Here is a 17,464-nt window from a genome sequence, read left to right as displayed (position 1 = left end):
TGCGGTCAGACCAGCCCGGTGGCGTCGAACACCCACGACATGTCGGCGGTGGCAAAGTTGTCCAGCCAGTCCGGCGGGGCGTGGTTGGCCAGGGCGCCCATGTCCCAGTAGTCCTTCCACAGCGTCACCTTGCCGTTCTCGACCCGGTGCACCGTGACGAACTTGAGGACAGCGGATTCGCCTGTGGCCCAGTGCCATTCCTCGTGGTGTTCGTACATGGCATCACGGCCGTTATCGACCAGCAGGCCCGGGAAGTTCTCGTAGGACGCAAGCGGTTCGAGGCCGATCTTGAGCCGCTTGACGATGTCCTCCGGGCCTCTGGCGGCAGCGGCTGCGCCTACCGGCATGTCCAGGTAGATGCAGTCGTCCGACAGGTATGTCTTGAGCAGGTCCCAGTCGCGTTCCGACAGGGCCTTCCACATGCCGTGGACGGTTTCCTCGATCGAGATGTCTTCAACGGACACTGGTCAACTTCCCATCCTCGGCGGAGATCGACGGGACGCGGTGCGCGGCCCGCAGGAACTGGCCGGTGCGCTGCTGGCCCACCAGGTCGGTCAGCGCACCGTCGGCGAACACGGTGCGTCCGCCGACGAGCACCGCGGTGACGGTGTCGTCGTTGCGGTTGACCATGCGCGACAGCCCGCCGTATTGGTCGACGGTCTCCTCGGCGTACGCATCGAGCGAGTCGTCGAGGTGCTCGGGATCGACGATCACCACATCGGCGCGGTCCCCGATGCGTAGATGGCCGGCGTCGATCCGGTACCAGTCGGCGAGTTCACCGGTCAGCCGGTGCACGGCCTGCTCGATCGACATGAACGGCGTACCGGCCTGCTCGGCGTCGCGGACGTGCCGCAGCAGGCGCAGTCCCATGTTGTAGAAGGCCATGTTCCGCAGGTGGGCGCCGGCATCGGAGAAGCCGAGCTGGATACCCGGATCCCGGGCGAGCTTCTTGAGCACCTCGGGACGGTGGTTGGAGATGGTGGTCCGCCAGCGGAGCGCGGTGCCGTGCTCGAGCACCAGATCCAGGAAGGCGTCGACCGGATGCAGTTCGCCGCGCTCCTGCCCGACCTGGCCGAACGTCTTGCCGACCACGGATTCGTCAGGGCAGGCGACGATCTCGGCGTCGAAGAAGTCCCGGTGCCAGACCCGCACGCCGAACTTGCTGTCGTAGTCCTTGCGGAACTTGCGCCGGTAGGACTCGTCGCGCAGCAGTTCGTTGCGCTCGACCTCGTCACGCAGATGCAGAGCCGCTGCGCCGGAACCGAATTCCTCGAACACCACCAGATCGATACCGTCGGCATACACCTCGAACGGCACCGGCAGATGCTGCCAGCGGAAGTTGCCGCCGAGCGCATTGGCAGCCTTGGCCAGTGGGCCCATCATCCAGATCGCATAAGGGTTGGCCTTGATGTCGGCAGCCGAGAGCAGGCTGGTCTTCAGTTGCTTGCGGAACAGGCCGAGTGACTGGGCCACCTGCGAGGCCAGGTTGAGCGGATTCTGGATATCGGGACCCGACTGCAGCACCCGGCCGGCGCGCCGCAGCATCGACTTGAGCCGGCGGAGCTCGCGGGACTTGGCGTAGGTGGACGGCAGCGTGCGGGATCGGCAGGTGTCGCCGTCGATCTTGTCGAAAAGCAGTTGCTGTGAGGACATCCCGACGAAGCCCGCGTCGATGGCCTCCTTGAGCATCTGCTCCATGCGGGCCTGTTCGGTTGCCGTCGGTCGCTGATCCTTGCGGGTCGCCCGGTCGAGTCCCATCACCGCGGTCCGCATGTCGGAGTGCCCGATGAAGGCGGCCAAGTTGGGGCCCAGCGGTAGTGATTCGAGTGCCGACACGTACTCGTCGCAGGTGGTCCACGTCTTCTTGTCGTCGACGGCGGCGATCACCTGGTCGCGCGGGATCGCCTCGACCCGGCCGAACAGGTCGCCCGCGTCGACGCCGCCGACGTGCACGGTCGACAGCGAGCAGGACCCGAGCATCGCGGTGGTCACGCCATGGCGCAGCGACTCCGACAACGACGGGCCGCCCAGGACCTCGACGTCGTAGTGCGTATGGATGTCCAACATGCCGGGCATGACCCACTTGCCGGTGGCGTCGATGACCTGAGGGCAGTCCGTGTCGTCGAGAAGGTCCGGGGAGATGGTGACCACGTGCCCGTCACGAATTCCGATGTTGCGCACCGCTGACGGGGCTCCGGTGCCGTCGAACCATCGGCCGTTGCGAATGATTGTGTCGAAGCTCACCCAGTCATAGAACAGTCCCGTTGGTGGCAGTGTCAATGAAAATGGTGAACAGATTTGAAAAAATGTCTACTGAACGCCGACGGCGCGGTCTGACCAGGGGTTATAGCGGTGCCCAGGCATCCGGTACCCGTCCGTCGAGATCGGTGAAGCCGTATTGGCGCGCCAGTGCGGCCGAGCTGACGGAACGTTGATTCCACTGCGCCCGGTGCGGGTCGGCCGCCACGGCGGCGACGCCGCGGCCGACGAAACGGGGGGACTCGGATTCGGCGAATCCCGGCGGTGCGGCCGGGTAACCGTCGGTGCGGGCGAGGTCGAGTGCGCACCGCCAGTTGGCCTCGTTGACGCCGTAGTTGTCGAGCATCATCTCCGAGCGCAACCATCCCGGCGTGACCGCGACCGCCGTGGCGCCGAACGCGGCGAGTTCGTGCCCGTGGCTGAACGCCAGTCGGTTCACCGCGTTCTTGACCAGGTCGTAGAACACCGACAGTCGTGGGTTCTCGGCATTGAATTCGGTTGTACCATCAGTGATTTCCACCAACAGCCCACCAGGACGGTCGGCGAGCAGCGGTAGTAGGCAGTGCGACGTGATCAGGTGCGTGTCCAGTCCGAGACGGAGCATCCGCAACCCGTCGTCGAGGTCGTGCTGCCACATCGGCCGGCCCCAGGTGTCCGGCGGTCCCTTGAGCACCTCGGCGCCCCAGATGTCGTTGACCAGGATGTCGATGTGGCCGTAGTCGGCCTTGAGCCGCCCGGCCAGCTTGCGTACTTGCGCCACGCTGAGGTGATCGACCTGTACTGGGACGCCCGAACCGCCCAGTTCCGTGACCAATTCGGCGGTTTCCTCGATGGTTTCGGGCCGGTCATAGTCGGAGTCGCGGCTACCGCATCTACTGCTGCGGCCGGTGCACACCACGGTCGCGCCGACCTCGCCCAGAGCCGCGGCGATGCCCCGACCCGCGCCACGGGTGGCCCCGGCGACGACGGCGATGCGTCCGCGCAGCGCCTCCGGGTCGGGTGTCCAGGCCATCCGATGAGTATCCCGCCGCGCGCAGTTCTATAGCTGCAGTTCGGCATTTCAGCCCATACTGGCTGAGGTGACTCCACTTCAGCGCTACATTGCCGAGGAAATCGCGACCGATCACCTCGACGGACTTTTGTCGCGTCGTGAGGCGCTGCGCCGGCTGGCGCTGCTGGGAATCGGTGCGGCCGCGGCAGCCTCGCTGATCGCCTCCTGCGGCGAGGCGAAGGAGCCGGCGCCCGCCACCGCCCCCAGCGCGCCACCGGGACCGGCACAGCCGCCGGGACTGCAAAATGCGCTGCCCACCACGCCCGTCAGTTGGTCGGGCCCGGCGGGGGAGTTGCAGGGAGCCTGGGCCGCCGCGCCGGAACCCAGAGGCGCGGTGTTGGTGATCCACGAGAACAAGGGGCTCACCGACCACATCCGTTCGGTGGCCGGAAGGTTCGCCGGTAGCGGGTACTCGGCACTGGCGATCGATCTGCTCTCGGGCCAGGGCGGCACGGCGGCGTTCGCCGACCCGGCGGGTGCCACCGCTGCGTTGAGTCGGATCGAGCCGCCGCAGTTGATTGCCGATCTGTTGTCCGGCATCGAAGAGGTACAACGCCGCGTGCCGGGCCACAAGGTCGCCGCTGTCGGTTTCTGCATGGGCGGCGGGCTGGTCTGGCGACTCCTGGCGGCCGGTACGCCGGCGCTGGCCGCCGCAGTGCCGTTCTACGGCCCGGCTCCCGACGATCCGGATTTCAGTGGTTCCCGTGATGCCGCGGTCCTCGCGTTCTACGGTGCCCTGGACCAGCGGGTGAACGCGAGTGAACCGACGGTACGCGCGGCGTTGGAACGCGCCGGCATGGTGCACGAGCTGATCACCGAACCCGACGCCAACCATGCGTTCTTCAACGACACCGGCGAGCGGTACAACCCCGCGGCCGCGACCGATGCCTGGCGCCGGATCCAGGACTGGTTCGGGGCGCATCTGGCCTGATCCCCGGGCTTGTTCAGCGGCTGTTCAGGCCCCGGTTGCGGCGTCGTTGTTGACCGCACACGCGGCCCGGTTCTCATCGTGACATGCGGGTTGTCCAGGTTGCCAACTTCTATGGCCCGCGATCGGGTGGTCTGCGCACCGCGGTCGACCGCCTCGGCGCGGAGTACTGCGCGCTGGGCCACGAGGTTTACCTCATCGTTCCGGGTTCACATCCGCAGCGGCACGTCCTCGGCAGCGGTGTCGTGCGAATTTCCCTGCCCGCCAGGCTCATCCCGTTTACCGCGGGCTACCGCGCGGTGCTGCCGGGCCCGGTGACCGCGTTGCTTCAACAGCTCGGTCCGGATGCGATCGAGGTTTCGGACCGGTTGACCCTGCGGTCGCTGGGACCGTGGGGCCGCAGGCATGGGGTGGCCACCGTGATGATTTCGCACGAACGCCTGGACCGGCTGGTCGGTCAGGTACTGCCGCGATCGGCGGCGGTCATGGTGGCGGACTTCGCCAACCGCCGCACCGCGGCGAACTACGACGCGGTCGTGTGCACGACGGGTTTTGCGCGGGAGGAGTTCGACCGCATCGGTGCGGACAATGTGGCGACCGTGCCACTCGGGGTGGACCTCGAGCAGTTCCACCCACGGCGCCGGTGCGCCGAGATGCGCAGGCGCTGGGCTGCGCCACAGCAGACCCTTCTGGTGCACTGCGGCAGGTTGTCGGTGGAGAAGCACGCTCATCGAAGCATCGATACCGTTGCCGCGCTCCGTGATTCGGGCGTAGACGCGCAATTGGTGGTCGTCGGGGAGGGTCCGTTGCGGGCCCGACTGGAGAGACAGGCCAGCGGGTTGCCGGTGGCCTTCACCGGATATGTCGGTTGCCGCGACACCGTCGCGACCATCCTGGCCTCGGCCGACGTCGCGCTGGCACCGGGCCCGCACGAAACGTTCGGTCTTGCCGCACTGGAAGCGCTGGCCTGCGGAACTCCCGCGGTGGTGTCACGGACGTCGGCGCTGGCCGAGATCCTCACCTGCGACAGCGGAGCGACCGCCGACAACGACCCACGTGCCATCGCACAGGCCGTCACCTCCGTGATCGGCCGGCCCGAACCGCTGCGGCGCAGCAGAGCGCGTCAGCGTGCCGAGCAGTTCACCTGGCCGCGGTCGGCGGCGGGAATGCTCGACGTGCTCGGGGCCGGGTAACAAGCCGGGTTTTGCGCACGCTGACGCCAGACCTGGTCTGCGGCACCGTGCCGGCCTATGTTCCGCGGGTCATATTTGCGCACGCTGCCTGAAGGACGGTCGAGCATGTCCGAAACCACCACAGCCCCAGAATCGTTGGACTATCCGCCGCCTGCGGCCGGGCGCCAACTGCGCGGCAACCTGGGAGTGGCCTCGATCGTTTTCATGGTGGTGGCCGCAGCCGCACCACTCGGTGTGATCGGCGGGGTGGTGCCCTTGGGTATCGCCTCGGGCAACGGAGCCGGATTCCCCGCCACGTTCATCGCAGCCACGCTGGTGTTGTTGCTGTTCGCGGTGGGTTTCACCGCGATGACTCCGTATGTCGACGAGGCGGGCGCCTTCTTCTCCTACGTTCGTCAGTCGCTCGGGCTGCCGGCCGGCATCGGTATCGCATTCGTGGCGCTGGTCAGCTACGTGGCGTTGGAGGCGGGTGTGTATGGGCTGCTCGGCCCGGCGGGGGCGAGCGTCGTCGAGCTGGCGGGTGGGCCGACGCTGCCCTGGTGGGCGTTCGCCGCGGTGGGTTTCGCCGTCACCACCTACCTCGGATACCGCAACATCGAGCTGTCCAGCCGCGTACTCGGCGTGCTGTTGACCGCCGAGATCGCGATCGTGCTGGTGCTGGACCTGGTGATCGTGGCCAACGGCGGCGAGCACGGCCTGTCCTCGGGCATCGTCAACCCGAGTGCGATCTTCTCCGGGTCGCTGGGCATCGGGTTGTTGTTCGCGATCATCAGCTATGTCGGATTCGAGGCGACCGCGATCTTCCGTGACGAGGCCCGCACTCCCGAGCGCACGATTCCCCGGGCCACCTACCTGGCGCTGATCCTCATCGGGGTGTTCTACGCGGTCACCAGCTGGGCATTGATCTCGGGCTGGGGCGACGAGCAGGCCGTCGCCCGCGCCACCGACTCAGGCTCCACCTTCCTGGGCGACACCGCGCACCGCTACATCGGCACGGCGGGCGCCGACATCATCACGGTCCTGTACTTCACCAGTCTGTTCGCCTGCATCCTCGCCTTCCACAACGTGGCCTCGCGCTACGTGTTCGCGCTGTCGCAGCGTGACGTGCTGCCCGCGCGGCTGAGCCGACCGCACGATCGGCACGGCTCACCGCATCAGGCCTCGCTGTGGATCTCCGGGGTCGTGGCGATCAGCGTCCTCGTGGCGGTGGTGTTCGGGCTGGACCCGGCCGCCCAGTTCTACACCTGGTTCGCCGGGGCGACAACGGTCGGTGTGGTGCTGCTGATGATCGCCACCAGCGTGGCGGTCCTGGTCTTCTTCGCACGCGACCGGCACGGCCATTCAGTGTGGCGGGTGCGTGTCGCCCCCGCGCTGGGTCTGGCCGGGCTGCTGGGCGCACTGGTGCTGATCCTGACCAACCTGAACGACCTGGTCGGCGGTTCCAGCGTGCTGGCCTGGGTGATCATCGGTGTCCTCGTCGCCGCGTTCACGGCCGGTGTGGCCGTGGGTCGCCGGGTCGGCTGAATCCGGCACATCGCACCCTCGGTGGGGCCGATAATTGTCTGCGGTCTCAGACGATTCCCAGGGGGTGCCGGATGTATCGACTCGCAGTGTTGGTCGTGTCGCTGTTCCTGCTCGCCGGCACGACTGTTGCCTGTGGGCAAGCCAATTCGCCATCCGATCACGGCCGGCATTCCGAGGCGGTCACCACCAGTCCGGGGACGGCCATGCCGACCGGCCCCGTCATCGCGATCGAAGGTATGGGATTCAGTGCACTGGGGCCGGTGGCGCCGGGAACCGAAATCACGATCCTCAACAAGGACGAGGTCGAGCATTCGGTGACGTCCAGGACCAAGGGCGCGTTCGACGTCCACGTCGACGGCAAGGGACGGGCGACGCTGACGGCTCCGCAGGAGCCGGGGGAGTACCCGTTCTACTGCCTCTATCACCCCGCGATGCTGGGCACTCTGACCGTCAAGTAGACGCTGCGCGGCTGGGCCAGGCCACCGGCATGCGCTTGATGCCGTGGATGAACGGCGACAGGAGTCGGTCGGGTTCCTCGGTCACGACGATGTCGGGCAACTGGCGGTGCAGCTCTTCGAACGCCACGGTGATCTCACGGCGCGCCAGATTTGCTCCGAGACAGAAATGCGCCCCACCGCCACCGAATCCGAGGTGAGGGTTGGGGTGGCGGGTGACGTCGAACATCCACGGATCGGCAAACTTCGACTCGTCGCGATTCGCCGATCCGTACCACAGCGTCACCTTTGCGCCGGCGGGCAGCGGTGTCCCGCCCAGCACGGTGTCCCGGGTGACTGTCCGGCGCATGTAGCTCACCGGCGACGCCCAGCGCACGATCTCCTCCACCGCTGTGGGGGCCAGCTCGTCGTACCGCGACCACCACTTCTGCCGCTGCTCCGGGTAGCGGGTGAGCGCGAGCACACCATGGCTGATGGCATTGCGGGTGGTTTCGTTGCCCGCGACCACCAGCAGGATGAAGAACGAGGCCACCTCGGCCGAGGTCAGCCGTTCCCCGTCGACCTCGGCCTGGACCAGGCTGGTCGTCAGATCCTCGGTGGGCGCCGCGCGTCGTTCGTCGGCCAGCGCGGTCGCATAGGCGCCGATGTCCGTCGCGACCGTGACGAACTCGTCGAAATCGGTGGTCAGGTCCGGGTCGCCGAATCCCAGGATCACGTTGGTCCAGTGGAAGATCCGTTGGTGGTCGTGTTCGGGGATACCCATCATGTCGCAGATGATCTGCAGCGGTAGGGGGCCGGCGAGCTCGGTGACCAGCTCGGCGGTCCCGTCGGGATTCCTGGCCACCATGTCACTGACCAGACGCCGGGCCCGGTCACGCACAGAATCCTCGATCAGCGCCACCACCCGCGGCGTGAACGCGCTGCGCACGATGTTGCGCAGCCGGGTGTGACGGGGATCGTCCAACGCGATCATCGAGCCGAAATACTCTGCCAGTTCCGGGGTTTGATCGCCGATGGTGATTCCGGAGGCGGAGCTGAAGATGTCGGGATGGCGACTGGCGTGGAAGACGTCGTCGTACCTGGTCACCGCCCAGTGCCCGGCGCTCTCCGGGGAACCGTCGAGGACGCAGGCCCGGTGGAAGGAGATCGGGTCCTCCCGGCGCAGCACACCGAATGCGCCGTCCCGGACATCGTCATCCTCCCGCCAGAACTGCCACGATCCGAGGTCGATCTCCGAGCGCGGCGCGTCGCCGGGACGCGCCCCATTGATCCGCGGTGCGATACCCACCCCGCCAGGGTAGGGCCGCGCGGACCCGGAAAACGGGTAACGCTCGGATCAGCCGTGGCGATACCCCTCTGGGGTGCACGTTTCGCCGCTCGCAGCCAGGTGAGTTGCAAGGCGTTGCGGCGCCGGGCCATTGGGGGATGGCCGGCGCCGGGGTCACGAGACTGTAGGAGGTTCAGGTATGAAACTGGCCAAGTTCGTGGCGGGAGCGCTGACAGCCGGCGCGTTCGCAATGGGCATCACCGGACTGGGGGTCCCGGTGGCGTCGGCGTCGCCCGCTGTGCCCGCTCCGCTCAAGCCGGGGCACGGTAACGACGACTGTTTCCCGTTCTGCAACGGTGGGCCGCCCGGGCATGATCGCGACTTCGACAGTCGCGGGCGTGGGCCCGATCGCGGCCCTGACTTCGACCGCCGCGACCATTGGGACGACAAGGGTCCGTGGTGGGCGAACAACCGGCACGACTGGTGGGACGACCGCCGGGGCGCGCCGCCGTGGGGGTGGGGCCCACCGCCGCCGTTCCAATGGCGGGGCGGCCCGCTTCCACCGACCATCAACTACTGGGGATACAACTTGAACCCAGTGTGGGACAACGGGTTCCGGCAGTGGGGTGTATGGCTGTTCGGCGTCTGGGTCCCAATCCTCGGCGTCGGCTGATGCGCCGTCGGTAGCGGTCAGCCGCTTTCGCGGGTGGGTCCCTCGTCACCGTCCTGATCGAAGTCATCCTGATCGTGACGGACGACGCGGACCCGCCCGTGGGGCAGGCACGCGGCGTAGCCGTGGTACTTCCCGTACAGCTCCCACGATGTCCGGTTCTCCTCGGGCCGGACATCGATGCGGTGGCCGTCGGAAAAGGTCAGGTGGAGGCTGCCGTTGTCCTCCCAGTCCGCATGTGTGCAACGCTGCCCCGCGAAATCGAAGAGCGGCCGAACCTCGTTACGCAGTGACCGCGGGTCCAGCGACACCACTTCCGAGGCGTCGGCACCGATGGCCGGCAGCGTCAGTTCCAGCGGGACCGAGATGACCAGTTCGTTGTAGTCATCGAGGTTGAGCACCAGGCCATCGCGAAATGCGATCCGCTGGACCAAGCACCCTTGAATCCATTGTTCGCTCATTGTCTTACTCTGTACCGCCGGACGACCGGGCACAAGAGGCGCTCGCTCGGTGTTGCGTCAATCATGGATGACATGGGAAACGTCCGATGAAGGTCCGGTTCGGTGTGGGAGTGGGCGCCGACACGGCCCCGGACGAATTGGGCGGCATCGTCGATCACCTGGAGAACTCCGGGGTCGACTCACTGTGGTTCTCCGAACTGGTCTACACCCCGGCGGTGGATCCGTTCATCGGCATGGCCTACTCGCTGGCGCGTACCCGGCGGTTGAAGGTCGGTACCTCGGTGGCCATCCTGCCGGGCCGTCATCCGGTGCTGGTGGCCAAACAACTGGCCTCGCTGGCGGCACTCGCGCCCAAGCGGGTCCTGCCCGTATTCGGGCTTCATTCGGCACTGCCCGCCGAGCGGGACATCTTCGTGGTTCCCGACCGCCGCCGGGCCGCGGTGTTCGACGAATCGCTCGAGCTCTTGAGATCCGTTTTGAGCGGCCACGACGTGTCGTTCGAGGGGGAGTACTTCACCGTCCGCTCCGCACAGGTGCAGCCCCTTCCCGCCAAACCCATCGACATCTGGCTGGGGGGATCGGCGCCGGCCGCACTGACCCGCATCGGCCGACTCGGCGACGGGTGGCTGGGCAGCTTCCTCACCCCGGACGAGGCGGGGGCAGCGCGCCGGGGCATCGAGTTCGCGGCGGAGGCCGCGGACCGGAACATCGAACCCGACCACTACGGCATCAGCCTCGCGGTGGGCGACGGCGAACTGCCGGCCGAACTGCTCGCCGCGGTGCGTCGCCGCAGGCCCGATGTCGACCCGGCCGAACTGGTGGCGGCGGACTGGCCCGACCTGCACCGCCAGATCGACGGCTATCTGGCCGCCGGCCTGACCAAGTTCGTGATCAGGGCGGCAGGCCCCACCGATCGCGCCGCGTTCCTGGACCGGTTCACCACCGAACTGTTGCCGCGGCAGGACTGAGGCCGGTCTGCTTTTGAACCGGAGAGTGTCAACAGTCGTGTCAGGGGGTATGTGCAGGCCGAGCGTGCGCTGCGCCCTGAGCGAAGGAGACTGTCATGAGGATGCGACTTCGATTTCCGCAGTTGCGCCCATCGGTCATATCCGTGCTGGCCGGCCTGCTGTCCACGATCGCGATGGTGTCGGCGCTGGTGCTCGCGCCGACCGCAGCCGCCGACGACCGGCTGCAGTTCACCGGCACCACCTTGTCGGGTGCCCCGTTCAACGGGTCGAGCCTGGCCGGGCGGCCGGCAGTGCTGTGGTTCTGGACGCCGTGGTGCCCGTTCTGCAATGCCGAGGCACCATCGGTGAGCCAGGTCGCGGCGGCCAATCCACAGGTCAGCTTCGTCGGTGTGGCGGCACATTCCGATGTCGGGGCCATGCAGGGGTTCGTCGGCAAGTACCACCTCAACTTCCCCAACCTCAATGACGCCGACGGGTCGATCTGGGCCCGCTACAACGTCCCGTGGCAGCCGGCCTACGTCTTCTACCGCGCCGACGGGTCGTCCACGTTCGTCAACAACCCCACGTCGGCGATGCCGCAGCAGGAACTGGCCGATCGGGTCGCGGCCCTGAAGAGCTAGCCGCCCGGCGTGCCAGACAACCTTGTGGGGTTGGCGTTCGGCGCCGGACTCGTCGCGGCACTCAATCCGTGCGGTTTTGCACTGCTGCCCGGGTACCTGGCGCTGGTGGTGCGGGGCGCCTCGCCGCGAGGGCCGGTGAACGCGCTGGGACGGGCGTTGGTCGCCACTATCGTGATGACCGCCGGATTCGTTGCCGTGTTCGGCACCTTCGGGCTGCTGACGGTCGCCGCCGCAAACACGGTGCAGCGCTACCTTCCGTACGTCACCTTGGTCATCGGGATCATCCTGCTCGGGCTGGGGGTCTGGTTGCTGGCCGGTCGCAGGCTCGGGTTGCTGTTGCCCGATGCGGTGGCGCGCCGCCCCGGCTGGGCGCCCACCGCACGGCTGGGCTCGATGGCCGGTTACGGCGTCGGCTATGCGCTGGCATCGCTGTCGTGCACGGTGGGCCCCTTCCTGGCGGTCACCGGCGCCACCCTCGAATCACACACCGCACTGCACCGGGTGGCGGTGTTCGGCGCCTACGCAGGGGGTTTCGCCCTCGTCGTCGGCGTGCTGGCCGTGGCCACGGCGCTGGCCGGCACCGTCGTGATCGACCGGTTGCGCAGCGTCGTCCCGTACATCAGCCGGATCAGCGGAGCCCTGCTGATCGCCGTCGGCGCCTATGTCGCCTACTACGGCTGGTATGAAATCCAATTGTTCGGCGCCGCAGGAAATCCCGCTGACCCTGTGATCGCAGCCGCCGGACGCGTCCAAGGCGCCCTGGCGGGATGGGTACATCGGCACGGCGCATGGCCTTGGGTGCTCGCCCTGCTGACACTGGTCGTGCTCGGACTCGGGTGGCGTACCCGGCGGGTCAGAGTCGCCGCGAGAACTCGCCACGCACGTCCGGCCACGGCGGACGACGCACCATAGCGGCCGTGGCCAAAGTCGCTGCCACCAACCCGATCAGTTCACCCAGCAAGGCGATTCGCGTGTTGTCGACGGCGGGCACCCAGGTGGGTTTCCCGTCCTTGACGACGAAAATCCCCAGCGGTCTTGAGCTGGTTCGCCCGCTGTCGGACCGGTGCCGGACCTTGCTGACCGGTATCACCGTCGCTCCATCGGGCGTCAGGTACGGGTCACCGAACACCCGCGAGGTGGTCGCGGTATCGGTGGAGATGCTGTCGAGGGCATCGGGCAGGCGCATGCCGGGGGATCCTTCCTGTCAGCGGTCGAAGTCGGACTCGTCGTCCAGTGGTACGGCGATCGCCTGATCGATCAGGTCGGCCTCGGTGGCATCGGCATCCGTCGAGATCCGCACCCGGGGCAGTTCCGACAGCGCGTCGTCCTCGTCGTCGACCCCGATCGGTATCAGTTGTTCCACGACGTCGGCCTCCGGGACGTCGTCGGCGAACTCACCACGCTCAGCGTGTGTCATGGCCTGACATTACCGCCGCGGGTATCCCGGCACAGCCCGGACGGAAGAATCATTGACCGGCAACGGAAGTGAGCGCGGCGCGAATGTCTTCGGGGACCGGCCGCTTGGCCCAGTCGTCGGTCGAGACCACCACATAGACGTTCCGTCCGCACACCCGGGCGTGCTCGTCGCCCGTGGCGTCGGTGCCCAGCACGGTGAAGCCGATGGTGAAACTGGTGGTGCCGATGCGCTCGCACCCGACGGCGATCCGCACCGGCTCCCGCCACCGGACCGGAGCCCGGAAATCGATCTCGGTGTGCACCACCTGCATGTCGATGCCGTTGGCGATCAGCTCGGTGAAGTTCACGCCGAGGTGGTCGAACAGCCCGGTGCATGCCTCGTCGAACCAGGTGAGGTAGTGGCCGTTGAACACCACACCCTGCTGGTCGATCTCGGCGTAACGAGGAACGATTCCGAAGCTGTACTGGGTCACGTCAGCACCGTAACCGACCGTCGGGAGACACTTGCCCGGTGAACCTGGTGACCCTCGACGACATCGACGCCGCCGCCCGGCGGATAGCCCCCGACATCGTGCGGACCCCGCTGCTGGCGGCCGGGTGGTCAGATGCTGACCGTCCGTTGTGGCTGAAGCCGGAGAATCTGCAACCGATCGGCGCCTTCAAGATCCGCGGCGCGTTCAACGCGCTGGGTCGGCTCGCTCCCGAGGTCCGGGCAGCCGGAGTGGTGGCCTACTCCAGCGGCAATCACGCCCAAGCTGTGGCGTATGCGGCTGCGGCGTTCGGTGTCACCGCCTACATCGTCATGCCCGAGGAGACCCCGGCCGTGAAGGTGGAGGCCACCCGGGGCCACGGGGCGCAGGTCGTGTTGTGCGGGGCGGGGGAGCGTGAATCGGTCGCCGCCGAACTGGTCGAGCGCACCGGCGGTGTTCTGGTGCCGCCGTTCGACCATCCCGACGTGATCGCGGGACAGGGCACGATCGGCCTGGAGATCGCGCAGGATCTGCCCGAGGTCGCGACAGTCCTGATCCCGATCAGTGGTGGTGGTCTGGCCTCCGGGGTGGGCACCGCGATCCGCGCGTTGTGCCCGCGGGCCAAGATATTCGGCGTGGAGCCCGAACTCGCCGCGGACGCCGCGGAGAGTCTGGCCGCCGGCCACCTGGTGGAATGGCCTGTAGCGCAGCGTAACCGGACCATCGCCGACGGCTTGCGTGCGACGCCGTCGGAGCTCACCTTCGCTCACCTGCAACGGGTACTCGACGGTGTGATCACGGTGAGCGAGGACGAGATCCGTTCGGCAGTACGGGAACTGGCGCGTGAAGCACATCTGGTGGCCGAACCCAGCGGTGCCGTGGCACTGGCCGGATATCGCACGGCGGCCACGCCGCCGGGGCCCACAGTCGCGATCGTCTCCGGTGGAAACATAGCGCTACCGTTGCTGGCAGAGATCCTCTCGGACAGTCAGTGAACACCTTCCATCAACCTGCTGATCCGCGGTGACACCAGCAGCACCACGACACCCGTGAGGATCGCCACCACCCCGAGCGTGCCGAAGTAGGCGAATTCGCGGGCCGGGTCGTAATGCTGGGCCAGCACCCCCGACATCGCCGTGCCGAGCCCTACCGAGAAGAAGAACAGCGCCATCATCTGGGCCCGAAACGCCTCTGGGGCAAGCTTTGTCGTGACCGACAGGCCGATCGGTGACACCAGCAGCTCGGACACCGCGAACACCACCATGATGCCTGCGACCAGTAGCGCGGGCACCACCTTGCCCTGGTGCGGCGCTGTCGGCAGAAACAGCAGGAATGCGGCGCCCATCCCGATCACCCCGTAGCCGAACTTGCGCGGTGTGGTCGGCGCCCGGTTGCCCAGCCGGGTCCACAAGACCGCGAACAGGGGCGAGAGCAGGATGATCCAGACGGGCTCGATCGACCCGATCCAGTTCGACGGCGCGGTCCAGCCGAAGAGAGACCAGTTGACCCGCTCGTCTGAGTAGACGGCCAACACCGTGAACGTCTGCTGGAACAGCGACCAGAACACCGCATTGGCGATGAACAGCGGGATGAAGGCCCGGACCCGGATCCGTTCGGTGTCTGACACTTTGGCGCTGGTCAGCATGACCGCGAAATACAGCACCGAGGCCACGGCGATCACCGCGGTGGTGATCTGCGACAGGTTCGCGAGTTTGACCAGGTGTGCCGAGAACAGCACGCCCACGGCCACAGCCGACGCCGCCACGACGGCGAGCACCTTTCGGATGGACCGCGCCGGCAACGGGTTCGCCACGACACGTCCGTGGCTTCCGAGGTTGCGCCGGAACATCACGTACTGCGCCAGCCCCAGCGCCATACCGACCGCCGCGGCGCCGAAGCCGTAGTGGAAGCCGACGTGTGTCTGTAACAATCCCGTGGCCAGCGGTCCGACGAAGGCGCCGAGATTGACGCCGAGGTAGAACAGCGTGAAGCCGCCGTCGGCGCGCGGGTCGTTCAAGGCGTAGAGCGTGCCCAACAGCGAGGATGCGTTGGCCTTGAGTGCGCCGGACCCGAGCGCGACGAGCACCAGGCCGACACCGACGCCGGCCAGATCCGGAATGACCGCGAGAGCGATATGGCCGGCCATGACGACCACTCCGCCGTAGAACACCGTGCGCTCCATGCCCAGGACGCGATCGGCGACCCAGCCACCCAGCACGGTGGACAGATAGACCAGACCGCCGTAGGCGCCGACGATCCCGGTGGCGGTGGTCTTGGGCAACCCGAGCCCGCCGTCGGCGGCCACGTAGTACAGGTAGTAGCCGAGGATGGTGAGCATCCCGTAGAAGGAGAAACGCTCCCACATTTCCACCCCGGACAGGTTGGCCAGTCCCAGCGGCTGGCCGAAGAACGTCCGGTGTCGCGGAGAATTCTGGACTTCCTGCATGCGTCACCACCTTGCCATGCCGACGGACCGGTCGACCGAAATTGACGGGCCGGACGGCAAACTATGACTGCGTTGTGTACTGGCGATTCTGCGGCACAGCACATTTCGTCGCACGTGGTGAAAGGTCACCGGTGGTGCAGGAGATGGGAATGAAGCTGCCACCGGGTAATGTCACCGTGAAACGTTTGGACGACGGCCACACTTTTCGGGGGTGCATGTGGACGCGGTGCTCGGTGTGTCGTTGACACCGTCCACCGTCGGTCTGGTCCTGGTCGAGGGCTGCGAGGCCGACGGAGCGACCGTTGACCACGAGGCGCTCGACATTCGCGGCCTTGCACCCGCGCGTACCGATGACATCTGCGCCGACGTCGTGAAGGCGGTTCGGCGTGTCGAAAGGGTTGCCGCAGAACGTGGTTTGCGGCTGGCAGCCATCGGCGTCACGTGGAGTTCGGGGGCGGCCGCCGAGGCCGCGGTGCTGCTGAAGAAGTTCACGGACGCCGGATTCGCCGATGTGATCCCGGTCCGGTTGCCGCACGCGACGGACGCGTTGGCTCGGCGCGTCGCCGGCATCGTCGGATTCGACACGACCGGCGTATGTGTGCTGGAACCCGATGTCGTACAGGCGATGACCGTCAGCGGCGACAGTCCGGTGCAGACCACGGTCAGCCGTGGCATCGAAACCGTGGCCGGCCTGACAACCTGGCTGTCAGACATGTTCGATGCGGCGGACCCGCGCCCTGATGCGCTGGTCGTCGTGGGGTCCGCCGTCGACCTGGACTCGGTTCTGCCGAAACTGGAGCAGGCACTGGCTGTGCCGGTTTTCACACCTGCCGAACCGGGGTTGCCGTTGGCCAGGGGAGCCGCGTTGGCTGCGGTACGCAGGAGCCGATGGGCATCCGACGACAGCGCGGCCAAGGCCGGATGGCGCTGGCCCCCAAAGCAATTGACGCCCCTGGCGATATTGGTCGGTGGAGTGCTGGCCTTCGCCGTGTCGCTCTCCCTCGCGATCGGCCAGCAGCTGTTGCCCGGTTCGGAGCCGACACCCCACAAGAGCACGCGTCCGGTGGTGAGCACATCGGGGGATTCGGCCTCCGTGCAGCAGACCTCGGCGGTCACGTCTCCGGTGCCCCCGGCCTCGCCCCTCGAAGCCCCGCCGGTGCTCGAACCGGTGGTAGAGGACGCCCCGCCAGAGCACGTCGTCGATCAATCCACCACGGCGCCACCCGAGAACACCGGCGAGCTGATGGCGCCTCCTGCGCCCGAGCTGGAGGCGGTGCCGCCGGAGCAGGCGCCACCGTTGCCCGAACAAGTCCCGGCTGTGCCACCGGCGGAACCGGGCCAACAGCCCGTGCCCGAGAGCCAGGTGCCGCCGCCACCGTCCTCGCCATCGGAGGTGACACCGCCCCCACCGCCGGCCCCCGAGGTGGCGCCCTCAGCGCCACCGGCGCCGCCAGAGGCGGCACCGGTGCAACAGACGGCAGCACAGGCTCCGGTGACCGAACCGGCACCGGCCGCGGCCGAGCCGGCCCCGGCCGCGACAGAAGTGGCGCCACCGGCACCTGAGCAGCTGCCGGCCCCGGCCGAGCCTCCGGTGCCGGTTCCCCCCGCGCCCTGAGCGCTGTGACGTTGCTGAGACTCATGCCGGGGCGCCGATAGGCGCGGTGAAACATTCTGAGTTGCCCGGCCGATGAGTTCACCATGGGCAACCCACTGCGCCACCGCCGACCTCGAATTGC

Annotated in this window: 19 protein-coding genes; 10 read left to right on the top strand and 9 right to left on the bottom strand. The window is 67.5% G+C overall.

The window, feature by feature from the left end; genetic code table 11:
* Window positions 1-5: 5 nt before the first annotated feature.
* From AC4ELS_RS30700 to AC4ELS_RS30690, 3 genes are all read right to left on the bottom strand, one after another.
* Complete coding sequence (locus AC4ELS_RS30700; RefSeq protein ID WP_064880003.1) at window positions 6-449, bottom strand: nuclear transport factor 2 family protein; 444 nt, start codon at window positions 447-449, stop codon at window positions 6-8.
* Between the two features lie 4 nt (window positions 450-453).
* Window positions 454-2,244, bottom strand: a complete 1,791-nt coding sequence (locus tag AC4ELS_RS30695; protein ID WP_499050710.1) for an N-acyl-D-amino-acid deacylase family protein — start codon at window positions 2,242-2,244, stop codon at window positions 454-456.
* A gap of 100 nt (window positions 2,245-2,344) precedes the next feature.
* Window positions 2,345-3,271, bottom strand: coding sequence for an SDR family oxidoreductase (locus AC4ELS_RS30690; protein ID WP_064879924.1), 927 nt, complete (start codon window positions 3,269-3,271; stop codon window positions 2,345-2,347).
* Window positions 3,272-3,338: 67 nt separating this feature from the next.
* Here AC4ELS_RS30690 and AC4ELS_RS30685 point away from each other — a divergent pair, with 67 nt between their 5' ends.
* The 4 genes from AC4ELS_RS30685 (at window position 3,339) to AC4ELS_RS30670 (ending at window position 7,413) form a co-directional block, all read left to right on the top strand.
* A complete protein-coding gene (locus AC4ELS_RS30685; protein ID WP_448447188.1) occupies window positions 3,339-4,241 on the top strand; it encodes a dienelactone hydrolase family protein in 903 nt (300 codons plus the stop codon).
* Between the two features lie 83 nt (window positions 4,242-4,324).
* The gene (locus AC4ELS_RS30680) at window positions 4,325-5,431 is read left to right on the top strand and encodes a glycosyltransferase (RefSeq protein ID WP_064879928.1); all 1,107 of its coding nucleotides are present in this window, start codon (window positions 4,325-4,327) and stop codon (window positions 5,429-5,431) included.
* A gap of 105 nt (window positions 5,432-5,536) precedes the next feature.
* Window positions 5,537-6,955, top strand: a complete 1,419-nt coding sequence (locus tag AC4ELS_RS30675; RefSeq protein WP_448447189.1) for an APC family permease — start codon at window positions 5,537-5,539, stop codon at window positions 6,953-6,955.
* A gap of 71 nt (window positions 6,956-7,026) precedes the next feature.
* The gene (locus tag AC4ELS_RS30670; RefSeq protein WP_448447191.1) at window positions 7,027-7,413 is read left to right on the top strand and encodes a cupredoxin domain-containing protein; all 387 of its coding nucleotides are present in this window, start codon (window positions 7,027-7,029) and stop codon (window positions 7,411-7,413) included.
* On the opposite strand, the gene AC4ELS_RS30665 is transcribed toward AC4ELS_RS30670, so the two are convergent.
* Window positions 7,406-8,698 (bottom strand): cytochrome P450, encoded by a 1,293-nt coding sequence (locus AC4ELS_RS30665; RefSeq protein WP_499050707.1) that lies wholly within the window; start codon window positions 8,696-8,698, stop codon window positions 7,406-7,408. The two genes, AC4ELS_RS30670 and AC4ELS_RS30665, sit on opposite strands and share 8 nt — an antisense overlap.
* A gap of 178 nt (window positions 8,699-8,876) precedes the next feature.
* Between AC4ELS_RS30665 and AC4ELS_RS30660 the strand changes: the two genes are divergently transcribed.
* Entirely contained in the window at window positions 8,877-9,350 is a 474-nt protein-coding gene (locus tag AC4ELS_RS30660) for a hypothetical protein (RefSeq protein ID WP_064879934.1), read from the top strand.
* 17 nt (window positions 9,351-9,367) lie between these two features.
* On the opposite strand, the gene AC4ELS_RS30655 is transcribed toward AC4ELS_RS30660, so the two are convergent.
* Window positions 9,368-9,808: a DUF6188 family protein gene (locus AC4ELS_RS30655; protein WP_499050704.1), complete on the bottom strand. Its 441-nt coding sequence runs from the start codon at window positions 9,806-9,808 to the stop codon at window positions 9,368-9,370.
* Between the two features lie 86 nt (window positions 9,809-9,894).
* Here AC4ELS_RS30655 and AC4ELS_RS30650 point away from each other — a divergent pair, with 86 nt between their 5' ends.
* From AC4ELS_RS30650 to AC4ELS_RS30640, 3 genes are all read left to right on the top strand, one after another.
* Window positions 9,895-10,776, top strand: a complete 882-nt coding sequence (locus tag AC4ELS_RS30650) for a TIGR03854 family LLM class F420-dependent oxidoreductase (RefSeq protein WP_448447197.1) — start codon at window positions 9,895-9,897, stop codon at window positions 10,774-10,776.
* Between the two features lie 173 nt (window positions 10,777-10,949).
* Window positions 10,950-11,396, top strand: coding sequence for a protein disulfide oxidoreductase (locus AC4ELS_RS30645; protein ID WP_499050845.1), 447 nt, complete (start codon window positions 10,950-10,952; stop codon window positions 11,394-11,396).
* A gap of 9 nt (window positions 11,397-11,405) precedes the next feature.
* Window positions 11,406-12,308 carry a cytochrome c biogenesis CcdA family protein gene (locus AC4ELS_RS30640; RefSeq protein WP_499050701.1) on the top strand — a complete coding sequence of 301 codons (903 nt, stop codon included), beginning with the start codon at window positions 11,406-11,408 and terminating at the stop codon, window positions 12,306-12,308.
* On the opposite strand, the gene AC4ELS_RS30635 is transcribed toward AC4ELS_RS30640, so the two are convergent.
* From AC4ELS_RS30635 to AC4ELS_RS30625, 3 genes are read right to left on the bottom strand one after another with little or no spacing between them, the layout of a single operon-like run.
* Entirely contained in the window at window positions 12,250-12,582 is a 333-nt protein-coding gene (locus tag AC4ELS_RS30635; protein ID WP_448447201.1) for a hypothetical protein, read from the bottom strand. The genes AC4ELS_RS30640 and AC4ELS_RS30635 overlap by 59 nt on opposite strands.
* An 18-nt stretch (window positions 12,583-12,600) precedes the next feature.
* Window positions 12,601-12,813 (bottom strand): Rv3202a family protein, encoded by a 213-nt coding sequence (locus tag AC4ELS_RS30630; RefSeq protein WP_064879944.1) that lies wholly within the window; start codon window positions 12,811-12,813, stop codon window positions 12,601-12,603.
* Window positions 12,814-12,862: 49 nt separating this feature from the next.
* Window positions 12,863-13,285, bottom strand: coding sequence for an acyl-CoA thioesterase (locus tag AC4ELS_RS30625; RefSeq protein WP_055114403.1), 423 nt, complete (start codon window positions 13,283-13,285; stop codon window positions 12,863-12,865).
* 38 nt (window positions 13,286-13,323) lie between these two features.
* Between AC4ELS_RS30625 and AC4ELS_RS30620 the strand changes: the two genes are divergently transcribed.
* A complete protein-coding gene (locus AC4ELS_RS30620; RefSeq protein ID WP_499050698.1) occupies window positions 13,324-14,277 on the top strand; it encodes a threonine ammonia-lyase in 954 nt (317 codons plus the stop codon).
* Here the strand turns inward: AC4ELS_RS30620 and AC4ELS_RS30615 are convergent.
* Complete coding sequence (locus AC4ELS_RS30615; RefSeq protein WP_499050696.1) at window positions 14,271-15,728, bottom strand: peptide MFS transporter; 1,458 nt, start codon at window positions 15,726-15,728, stop codon at window positions 14,271-14,273. The genes AC4ELS_RS30620 and AC4ELS_RS30615 overlap by 7 nt on opposite strands.
* A gap of 211 nt (window positions 15,729-15,939) precedes the next feature.
* Here AC4ELS_RS30615 and AC4ELS_RS30610 point away from each other — a divergent pair, with 211 nt between their 5' ends.
* On the top strand, window positions 15,940-17,343 hold the full coding sequence (locus AC4ELS_RS30610) for a DUF7159 family protein (RefSeq protein ID WP_448447209.1): 1,404 nt from the start codon (window positions 15,940-15,942) through the stop codon (window positions 17,341-17,343).
* The last annotated feature ends 121 nt before the right edge of the window (window positions 17,344-17,464 follow it).

Source organism: Mycobacterium shunyiense (assembly GCF_058270035.1).
The sequence above is the reverse complement of the archived record's forward strand: the minus strand, read 5'-3'. Positions and strand labels throughout refer to the sequence as shown.

Excerpts from the sequence above, each read along its gene's own strand:
- AC4ELS_RS30675 (WP_448447189.1), top strand. The coding sequence starts at position 5,537 with ATGTCCGAAACCACCACAGCCCCAGAATCGTTGGACTATCCGCCGCCT.
- AC4ELS_RS30680 (WP_064879928.1), top strand. The coding sequence starts at position 4,325 with ATGCGGGTTGTCCAGGTTGCCAACTTCTATGGCCCGCGATCGGGTGGT.
- AC4ELS_RS30650 (WP_448447197.1), top strand. The coding sequence starts at position 9,895 with ATGAAGGTCCGGTTCGGTGTGGGAGTGGGCGCCGACACGGCCCCGGAC.
- AC4ELS_RS30645 (WP_499050845.1), top strand. The coding sequence starts at position 10,950 with ATGGTGTCGGCGCTGGTGCTCGCGCCGACCGCAGCCGCCGACGACCGG.
- AC4ELS_RS30615 (WP_499050696.1), bottom strand. The coding sequence starts at position 15,728 with ATGCAGGAAGTCCAGAATTCTCCGCGACACCGGACGTTCTTCGGCCAG.
- AC4ELS_RS30630 (WP_064879944.1), bottom strand. The coding sequence starts at position 12,813 with ATGACACACGCTGAGCGTGGTGAGTTCGCCGACGACGTCCCGGAGGCC.
- AC4ELS_RS30660 (WP_064879934.1), top strand. The coding sequence starts at position 8,877 with ATGAAACTGGCCAAGTTCGTGGCGGGAGCGCTGACAGCCGGCGCGTTC.
- AC4ELS_RS30635 (WP_448447201.1), bottom strand. The coding sequence starts at position 12,582 with ATGCGCCTGCCCGATGCCCTCGACAGCATCTCCACCGATACCGCGACC.
- AC4ELS_RS30690 (WP_064879924.1), bottom strand. The coding sequence starts at position 3,271 with ATGGCCTGGACACCCGACCCGGAGGCGCTGCGCGGACGCATCGCCGTC.
- AC4ELS_RS30655 (WP_499050704.1), bottom strand. The coding sequence starts at position 9,808 with ATGAGCGAACAATGGATTCAAGGGTGCTTGGTCCAGCGGATCGCATTT.
- AC4ELS_RS30670 (WP_448447191.1), top strand. The coding sequence starts at position 7,027 with ATGTATCGACTCGCAGTGTTGGTCGTGTCGCTGTTCCTGCTCGCCGGC.